Annotated in this window: 13 protein-coding genes; 10 read left to right on the top strand and 3 right to left on the bottom strand. The window is 39.7% G+C overall.

Annotation, left to right across the window (positions count from 1 at the left end):
* Positions 1–211 precede the first annotated feature (211 nt).
* From EDD57_RS13710 to EDD57_RS13720, 3 genes are all read right to left on the bottom strand, one after another.
* Positions 212–769 (bottom strand): endonuclease domain-containing protein, encoded by a 558-nt coding sequence (locus tag EDD57_RS13710; protein ID WP_131849980.1) that lies wholly within the window; start codon positions 767–769, stop codon positions 212–214.
* Between the two features lie 108 nt (positions 770–877).
* Complete coding sequence (gene ribD, locus EDD57_RS13715; protein ID WP_131849981.1) at positions 878–1,588, bottom strand: bifunctional diaminohydroxyphosphoribosylaminopyrimidine deaminase/5-amino-6-(5-phosphoribosylamino)uracil reductase RibD; 711 nt, start codon at positions 1,586–1,588, stop codon at positions 878–880.
* 24 nt (positions 1,589–1,612) lie between these two features.
* A complete protein-coding gene (locus EDD57_RS13720; RefSeq protein WP_165873840.1) occupies positions 1,613–2,326 on the bottom strand; it encodes a helix-turn-helix domain-containing protein in 714 nt (237 codons plus the stop codon).
* A gap of 286 nt (positions 2,327–2,612) precedes the next feature.
* On the opposite strand from EDD57_RS13720, the gene EDD57_RS13725 reads away from it, so the two are divergent.
* The 10 genes from EDD57_RS13725 to EDD57_RS13765 all read left to right on the top strand — a co-directional run bounded on the left by EDD57_RS13725 (position 2,613) and on the right by EDD57_RS13765 (position 8,582).
* A complete protein-coding gene (locus EDD57_RS13725) occupies positions 2,613–2,795 on the top strand; it encodes a hypothetical protein (protein ID WP_131849983.1) in 183 nt (60 codons plus the stop codon).
* A gap of 68 nt (positions 2,796–2,863) precedes the next feature.
* On the top strand, positions 2,864–3,055 hold the full coding sequence (locus tag EDD57_RS13730; RefSeq protein ID WP_131849984.1) for a hypothetical protein: 192 nt from the start codon (positions 2,864–2,866) through the stop codon (positions 3,053–3,055).
* Complete coding sequence (locus EDD57_RS13735) at positions 3,042–3,395, top strand: single-stranded DNA-binding protein (RefSeq protein WP_131849985.1); 354 nt, start codon at positions 3,042–3,044, stop codon at positions 3,393–3,395. Before EDD57_RS13730 ends, EDD57_RS13735 begins: the two co-directional genes overlap by 14 nt.
* On the top strand, positions 3,388–3,663 hold the full coding sequence (locus EDD57_RS13740; protein ID WP_131849986.1) for a hypothetical protein: 276 nt from the start codon (positions 3,388–3,390) through the stop codon (positions 3,661–3,663). The genes EDD57_RS13735 and EDD57_RS13740 overlap by 8 nt, the downstream gene beginning before the upstream one ends.
* Positions 3,653–3,826, top strand: a complete 174-nt coding sequence (locus EDD57_RS14540; protein WP_165873841.1) for a hypothetical protein — start codon at positions 3,653–3,655, stop codon at positions 3,824–3,826. The genes EDD57_RS13740 and EDD57_RS14540 overlap by 11 nt, the downstream gene beginning before the upstream one ends.
* Positions 3,826–4,014 carry a hypothetical protein gene (locus EDD57_RS13745; RefSeq protein ID WP_131849987.1) on the top strand — a complete coding sequence of 63 codons (189 nt, stop codon included), beginning with the start codon at positions 3,826–3,828 and terminating at the stop codon, positions 4,012–4,014. The genes EDD57_RS14540 and EDD57_RS13745 overlap by 1 nt, the downstream gene beginning before the upstream one ends.
* 12 nt (positions 4,015–4,026) lie before the next feature.
* Positions 4,027–5,412: an FtsK/SpoIIIE domain-containing protein gene (locus EDD57_RS13750; RefSeq protein ID WP_131849988.1), complete on the top strand. Its 1,386-nt coding sequence runs from the start codon at positions 4,027–4,029 to the stop codon at positions 5,410–5,412.
* A gap of 570 nt (positions 5,413–5,982) precedes the next feature.
* A complete protein-coding gene (locus EDD57_RS13755; protein ID WP_131849989.1) occupies positions 5,983–7,077 on the top strand; it encodes a replication initiation factor domain-containing protein in 1,095 nt (364 codons plus the stop codon).
* Between the two features lie 14 nt (positions 7,078–7,091).
* The gene (locus tag EDD57_RS13760; RefSeq protein ID WP_131849990.1) at positions 7,092–7,406 is read left to right on the top strand and encodes a helix-turn-helix domain-containing protein; all 315 of its coding nucleotides are present in this window, start codon (positions 7,092–7,094) and stop codon (positions 7,404–7,406) included.
* A gap of 12 nt (positions 7,407–7,418) precedes the next feature.
* A complete protein-coding gene (locus EDD57_RS13765) occupies positions 7,419–8,582 on the top strand; it encodes a site-specific integrase (RefSeq protein ID WP_165873842.1) in 1,164 nt (387 codons plus the stop codon).
* Positions 8,583–8,732: the final 150 nt, after the last annotated feature.

Below are 8,732 nucleotides of genomic sequence, written 5' to 3' on the forward strand. Positions count from 1 at the left end.
ATATGGCAGAGAGGGTGGGATTTGAACCCACGGTACGCCGGAAGACGTACAACAGATTTCGAGTTTTACAAAACCATAAAATAAAGAAAAAACAGAAAATATAATTGTAGATATTTCAACGCTTAAGCTAGTTTTAAATTATCCATAAGCAATAAATGAAAATGTAGTTTGTTAGAAGTTTGTTAGAAGTGTTAGAAAGCCAACTCAAGTATTACAAAGCCTCGTTTGGTTTCCGCTCTGTTTGATCGAGGGACTGAGATTCACTAGCTCTTTGTGTAAATTTTACAACTCTCCTAATAGCCTCACCCGGTTTTTTCTCTATTAACCAAGTTGGAAATCTCATAACCGTCCAGCCATGCTTTCTTATAATTGCATCCCGTATTTGATCCCTTCGTTTATCTTGATGATATGTAACACCATCTAATTCAATCATGAGCATGTACTGTGGAAGCGCAAAATCTGCCCAAAAATCCTCAATAGGATACTGAGGAATAATTTCTTCCTTTCTGTAAACTCGACGAAGATCGTAATACATAGCTCGCTCTAATGGAGACTCTGTTTTGAACATGTTTTTATCTAGTAGTGGGAAATACCCACGCTTAATCTGTTCCTGTATAAATCTTAAAGCCAAAGAAGGCAACTTAATCCATCGTATGATTTGTTTACCAATTCGTATTTTGGAGACAACATTATGCTTTGTTTCTCTATCTTGTTTATTTAACCACTTTCGAAACTGTTGAACTAACCATGATTCATTATTTCTTTTCATCTCAAATCCCTCCTCACAGTTGGTTTATATAGATATTCGAAATTTGATTGTTATCAACCTCCTTAGTTGTATAAGAAAAATTAAAAGAGAGGGAATCCCCTCTCTTAGTCAGTTTATATATCCAATTACACATACATCTGCACCAAATTGCTCTACAGACAAGTTGTTCAATTGGGTAGCTAACCCCATTCGATCGAATCCTTCACCCGATATCGGAGAAATGCTGTTTCTCCCTCCAAGTAACTTTGGGGCTATAAAGATAACGGCTTTCTGTACCAATGAGGCTTTTAACATTGACCAATTTAAATGACCTCCACCTTCCAAAAGTACAGATTTGATTCCATTATCCCCTAGATACTTCATTGCGTGATGTAAATTAACATGTCGTCCATTACCTGTACGAATGACTCTCACACCATGCTTCAATAACTGTTTTTCTTTTTCAATGCTAGCTTCATCTGTACAAAAAATCCATGTTTGAGCATTGCTAGTATCCAACAATGGAGAATCTAATGGTAACCGTAAAGAACTGTCTGCAATAATTCGGACAGGGTTCCTTCCATTTCCTCCGGGTAATCGTGTTGTAAGTTGTGGTCGATCTTTAATCGCTGTCTCCACACCAACCATGATTCCATCATATATATGACGAAGTTCATGCACATGGTGTCTTGATTGTTCACCTGTTACCCATTTACTATCCCCTGTTGAAGTGGCTATTTTTCCATCCAAAGTCATTGCCGATTTCATAACTACATATGGCATTCCAGTTTTTTTGTAGAATGAGTAAGCCTCTTCCTCAAGCTCTCTAAGTTTTTCCATAAGAAAATCCCCTTCCGAAGTGCTCTACAGTGTAAATCGATATGTAAAATTGTATAGGTCTGTGCGACTTGTTAACAAACAATATTCTACTAGATGGCTAGAAGCATCAAATGTTTTTCTAACAATTCTAGCCACAGGTACATCATCTGGCATCTGTAATAGCTTTTTTTCTTCAATGGATGGTTTATCTATAATGATTGTCTCTTCACAATTAATCGGCTTTCTTCCCATTGACTCCAAGTTTTTATACAAGCTTAGAGTTGGATTTTGTTTAACCCCTTCTAGGATTTTTTTCAAATCTTTAAGAGGAAGAGAATTAGGAATATAGGATTCCGAAATCGTCACAGGTACCTCATTTCTTAATTGAAGAACTTTGTAAAGTAATAATGGCGATTGCAATTCTTTACACACACTCTCTGGTAATCCCTTTAAAGTGTTACATATCTGCAAATCAAGATATTTCTTCGTAGCCTTGCTCCCGTGATCTCTACCGAATCCCTTCCGGGTTGATTGAAATTGTTCCGCTGAATAACTTACATCAGTTCTACCAAGTAAATAGTCAGTAGAAGTATCAAAGAAATCAGCCAATTTTTGAATAGTATCAGCATCTGGCGTCCGATCCCCAGTTTCCCACATTGCAACAGTACTTCTACCTACTCCAAATTTTTTTGCAAGCTGTTCTTGAGACAGTTTATTTTTTTTGCGTAATTCCACAATTCTTTCTTTCAATGTCGACATGGCACGTTCCATCCTTCCGATCACATTATATCACGGTGTGTGACAAAATAAAATGTCTCTAAATGTGAGAAAATAGTATTGACAACAGACTTATTGTCACGTATAGTGATATTAAGGGTAGTCACTAATAGTGACAACAGCACATTAATCCTTTATAAACACTAGCACACACACTAATTTCAGATAGTTATGTAAACAGTACTCGCACATCTTAGAATGCATCTCGCTCACTATATGAGACATTATGTTAGAAGTAAGCCCAATAAATCTTAAAGGAGTGAGCCGAATGACTCTTCTAAACAAAATCGAATACCGCTTAGAAGTCCTTCAATTCCAGATAGAAACGCATTCCCAGGGATTTCTCCAGGGCATGTGGGAAGATGGAAAGATCGCACAGATGAAAGAAGAACTCCAATTCCTTAAAGAACTGAAACAGCAAGCCCAAGCCCCTATGAGGAATACCTTATGAGCAGACACCATCACACACTATACTGTCTCAGATGTCTAAGGAAAGGTTTGAAAGTGGAGGTCACAGAGATGCTAAAACGTTGTGTCAAATGCTATCACGATCATTCACGCGATGAAGTTTGCGAAATGTTAGACAATCACATCTCCAGGCTCTCTCACTATCTGACAGACGAAGAATTACAAAGCGAACTCGCTTTTATGATTGAAAAAGTAATGCCCAATCAAATCAAAACTAGGAGGAATTCAAATGAATCAATTTAATGTAGTGGGTCGTGTAACACGTGATGTACAGGTTCGCAGAACAGGAAATGACAAAGCTTACGTATTTCTCACCATTGCGGTCGATGGATACTGGGACAAAAAGCAAAAAAAGACCGTTAGCGATTTTATTCCCGTCACGATCTGGGGCAAGGAAGCCGAGAAGTGCAAAAGCTTGATGAAGGGGTCACTCGTTTGTATCAAAGGAAGAATCAGTATCGGTAACTTTACAGATAAACAGACTGGAAAAGAGAAATACACAACCGATCTCGTTGGAGAAACCGTTCAATTTCTAGCCAAACCAAAGGCAAGCCAGAATGAGGGGGAAAAACGCTATGCTTAACTGGTTTAGTCACGAGCTTTGTTTCTATCCGGAAGAAGATGAATCTGTAGAGTGCATGACTGATAGAGTCTTAGCCGACTTATTTGCAGAAGCCAATATGCTAGATATAAAGTCTGAGGTTGAATCGATTGATTTGACAAACGAGATTGCTGAGCAATGGGAGGATATAAAAAGAGTTCATGCACATGGTCTGTTCCATTGCAAACAATGTGATGCGTACACAATTAGAGAATGTCACCATCAGGAGGATGATAATGATGAGTTGTAAATATTGTGGAGGTTCATTTGCGACGTTTGTAACCAATGGTGTTGAGCTATGCATCTATAATCCAGAATGCTTAGATGACTTCATGTGTGATCCAAAAGCAGATCATGACTATCAAGTGGTGTTTGTTGCAGAGGAAGAAGATGAATTTGGAGGGATTGAATGATGAGTAGCTTTGGATGGGGTAACTCCAGCGGGGGTGGCAGTTCTGATTTTGGTTGGAACAGACCCGGCAAAGGTTCGGGTAGTAGTTCAGGCGGTAGTTCAGGGTTTGGCTGGAGTGGTGGATTTGGTTGGGGTGGCGCTAAGACTGGTGACTCTTCCAAAGTAAGAAGAGGTCCACGAAATAACTAGGGGGTTAATCCGATGAAGAAACAGAAATTAACTTTCTATCTAAAAGAGCCTTCATTGCCATACAAAGGAATTCGCTTCTTGTATGGAGGGCTGGCGATTTGGTCTCCAGCCTTTCTAGTTAGCTTGTTACTTGGATATGTTCCTTGGGCATACGGAGTTACTTATGGAATGATCGGTAGCTGTATCGCCTTACCATCAACCAGAGGAAGTATCTTAAGTATTCATAGATCCTTTTGGAACACGTGGGCAAAATTTCGTAAGAGTTACCGAGTATCAAGCCTACTCCGTGCGATTTTGCAGACCACGCGATTGATACAGCAAGATCAAAAGATTCATTATGGTTGGGATGGACGAGAAAGAAAAATCGATATTACGACGGTTCCTAATGTAGACTTTTACGCAGATCAATATAACTACTATTTAGATTTGCATATGTTAGCGGGTCAAACATCAGCAGATTGGGAACGCAAACTAGATGCTTTCTCTCATGCGTTTGGCTCTCTCTTAGTCAGTTCGAAAATTAGAAAAGGCGTTGTCTCCCTTGTATTGCAACATACGAGCATGGATGTAACAAAGCCAGTCAAGAAGACAGATGATAATCACGTATTATACATCGGATATGAAGCAGGCGGGATAACAGAATATCACTTTGATGAGAACCCTCATCTCTTAATATCGGGTGTCACATCAGGTGGTAAATCGACTTTCCTTCGTGGATTCTTGAGTCAATTCCCTTCCTCATGGACATTACGAATCGTGGATGGGAAACAAGTCGAGTTCACTTATTTAAAAGACTTCGGTTACGACATTTGTGACAGTAAAGAAGGATTCCTTCAGTATATCGATGATGCCATCACGGAAATGGATCGGCGCTATGATCTGATGACCAAACAAAGAAAGAACCATTATACAGATGTAGCTGGATTGGAACCGTACTTCTTAGTGTGTGACGAATGGATTAGTTTAGTGGAGGTACTACCCAAAAATGCTAATAAGAAGGCAGGGGAAATGGTTAGTGAGCGAGATCGCTTCTTTGAAAAAGTGAAGATTTTGACTACAAAAGGTAGAGCGGCAGGCATTCAACTCATCGGAGTCCTTCAACGTCCAGATGCTGAGTATCTGAGTGGGCTTGTTCGAGATATGTTCACAACAAAGGTTTTGCTGAAAGGCTCTAAATCTGCAAGCAAAATGATGTTTGATGATGATGGTAAAGACCTAGAAGCATTAGAAACAGGACAAGGTTACTGTAGCATGATGGGTGCCACGCCCAAGCCATTTAGTTTCCCTAATTACTCACTAGAGGACTTCCTAGAAGATTTGTCCGCCAAGCACAATGTGAGTCTCACGGATTATCCTTCTGAACCATCGAATGTGGTTGAACTTCGCAAAGATGCTTAGTTAGGATTGAAACCCAACGTACAGTAGATGGCCTTTCGTTCTCTGGATGAAAGGCTTAGTAATATCCCTCCTAGTGAGTAAGATCAATCCACACTCGTCAGCTCTATAGTCTTATCAATATGATACTAGAACTTGAAGTGAGTATCTCCGATAGCACGAAAAGTAGTAGTCATTTCAGTAAAAGAAAAGCTCGCAAGATCTATTTCAATCCGTTTCGTGTTATCCGTTGAATGAGAAGCAAGTAAGCTTTAAGCTCTCCAACATATTCCAGAAGGAGCATTGGGAGGCGCTTTTAAATAGTAGCTTGGCGCTTTTTCTTCCTATGAGCAAAGCGAATCGCATGTGCTAAACTGGCGTACCGAACGAGCTAGATGTATGTTTGTCATTCCGTCAGTCGCTCGGTCGGCACGACTATGGTGGCACATGCCTCAGGAAGAAAAACAAGGGCGTAGTAAAAAAAATCGTGTTCTTCTATTTTTTTTATGAAGTTCATGGCGCTCTTTGCCACCCTTGAGCTGAATAAATTCAAGTTTGCGTTTATCCAATTTGGTATATCAAGGAGGATACTCGATGCCAACAAAAAGCATCTCGCCCCCGTCCAGTAACACGGGGGCACAAAATACATCCCGAACTGGTCTGAGAGTACTAATTGACTGGCTTCAAGCCACTTTGAAAAATGTCAGTTTGGAAGCATTAATTAACGGCATTTTGGATCTAAATATCGACAATTTTGCCGAAATGGATAACGGGATGTACGGCTATCGAAAGTCACTTAGATTAGGGAACATTGCAGTCTATTACGACGGTAACGAGGGTATGGGGATTCATTTGCAAATGTCTGGTGGTGGATGTCGGGAGTATGAAGGATACAAAAAAAGAACGTGGTCTCATCTACTAGCAATGATACTTGATCTGGAATCAAACATCACACGGCTAGACCTCGCCATTGATGACTTTACTGGATATTTCAAAATACCCGAGATTGAAAAGAAGATCAAATCAGGTGAGGTTCAAAGCAAGTTTCGAGAAGCAACGAACTACGAAAAGATTCGTTTAAAAGATGGTTACAGACGAGGACAAACGTTGTACTTGGGTTCTAACACTTCTCTGCTAAAAGTTAGATTCTATGACAAGTTCAAGGAAGCTTTTGAAAAAGGAAAAGATGAAGAACTGGAAGGCATTGAAATTTGGAACCGTACAGAATTGCAATTAAAGGATGAAAGAGCGGTTAAGGTTGCATGGTTGATTGCGAATGAAACAGATGTAGGCGAAATTGCAACGGGTATCTTGAACTACTACGTTCGATTCACAGTTAAGCGAACTGACAGTAATAAAAGCCGTTGGAAGACTTGGAAGAAGTGGGAACGCTTCATTGGGGATGTCCAGAAAATCAAGTTAACCGAACTCCCGAAAGAAAGAACCATTGAAACGAAACTTGGTTGGTTGGATCGTCAAGTAACTCCTACCCTAGCAACCATCGTGAAAGCAGAGTCCCCAGAGTTTTTACTTGAGTTGGTGCAGGAGGCATTTAAGCGATTGAAAGATCAGGACTTCATCATGATCGATCAGTACAAGGATGCAAAGCAAGCTAGAGATGAGCGTTTGAAGAGTTTAGTAAGCATGACCCATGTTAAACCTGAATCATCCAAATCAGAAGCTATATAAGGGGGAAACTATCAATGAGAGAATATGTGCGCAAAGGTAATCCTAATACGACACATCCTTACTTCTTATCTACACAAAATAGTGATCAAAATGACATGTCAGCAATCGTTAATATCTTTGAAAGAATGGTTCAAATCGTTGAGGAAAAAAGCCAAACTGAGTCATCACTCGTTTTAACTGTTAAGGATGCAGCTGAAATGCTTCAAATATCAATACCAAGTTTGAGAGATCACTTTCTCTGTCGACCTGACTTCCCTAAAATCCGTGTAGGCTCTAAAATCTTGATTCCACGAAAAGCTCTTGAAGATTGGATAAATGGACAAAGTTAGGAGGTGTATGCATTGAGAGGACATGTAACGAAGAAAGGAAACAAGTTTTATTTTGTCTTAGATGTAGGAGTTGATGAGGTTACTGGGAAGCGTAAACAAAAATGGTTTAGTGGATTTAAAGACCCGAAAGAAGCAGAAAAGGCAATGATTGCAAAAATACATGAGCTTAATCAAGGTATCTACTATGAACCCACAAAGTTTACTCTAGCTGATTTTATGGAACGTTGGTTAGAAGACTATGTTACATTCAATTGCGCACCACGCACTCGGGAAATCTATGAGTACATCATTCACACGCATATTTCCCGTTCAAGAATGGCGAAGCTTCCACTAGATAAGATAAAGCCTATCCAGATTCAAAACTATTACTCGGAAAAGCTAACAAAGGGGCGAGTAGATGGAAAGGGAGGCTTGACTGCACGATCGGTACTTCATCACCACCGGATCTTACACGAAGCCTTAGAACATGCTGTGAAATGGCAAATCCTTGGAAAGAATCCTACTAAAGCTGTAACCCCTCCCAGACTACAAAAGAAGGAAGTTAACGTGCTATCCAAAGATCAAATACAGATATTACTGGAAGGCACAAAAAACAAATACTTTCATGGGGCTGTCTTTTTTGCCATCAGTACAGGCATGAGAAGAGGGGAAATATTCGGCTTAAGGTGGAGTGATGTTGATTTTAAAAATCAAACACTTAGTATAAGGCAAACACTTCAACGACTAAAAGGAAAAGGGCTTGTATTTAAGAAGTCGGCTAAAAATGATGGGAGTCGCCGATCCGTCGCTATTTCAAGCGAGATTATTAAATTATTGCAGGTCTTAAAAGCTACACAAGAAGAATGTAAGCAAAATCTAGGTGTTTATTACCAAGATCATGATCTTGTTTTTTCAAACGAAGACGGTACACCTATCAATGTTGATTACGTATCAAGAGAATTTGGAAGATCAGTAAAAAAACTGGACATACCTTATGTAAGATTCCACGATTTGAGACACACACATGCAACTTTATTACTTCAACAAGGTGAGCATCCTAAGATTATTTCAGAACGCTTAGGACATTCGACCATCAGTATTACTATGGATATCTACTCGCATGTTATGCCCAACATGCAAAGAGAAGCCACCGATAAACTTGATAGGTTTTTATTCAGTGATAATTCAGATATCTAATCATCCTAAGCACTACGTTAGAAGGTTTGTTAGAAGTTGGGGCTTTGACAACAATTTTACTTGTTAGTCGAAGCCCCAAACCCTTGATATGGCAGAGAGGGTGGGATTTGAACCCACGGTACGCCGGAAGACGTACAACAGATTTCGAGT

The organism is Baia soyae, from assembly GCF_004341445.1.
Classification (GTDB): domain Bacteria; phylum Bacillota; class Bacilli; order Thermoactinomycetales; family Thermoactinomycetaceae; genus Baia; species Baia soyae.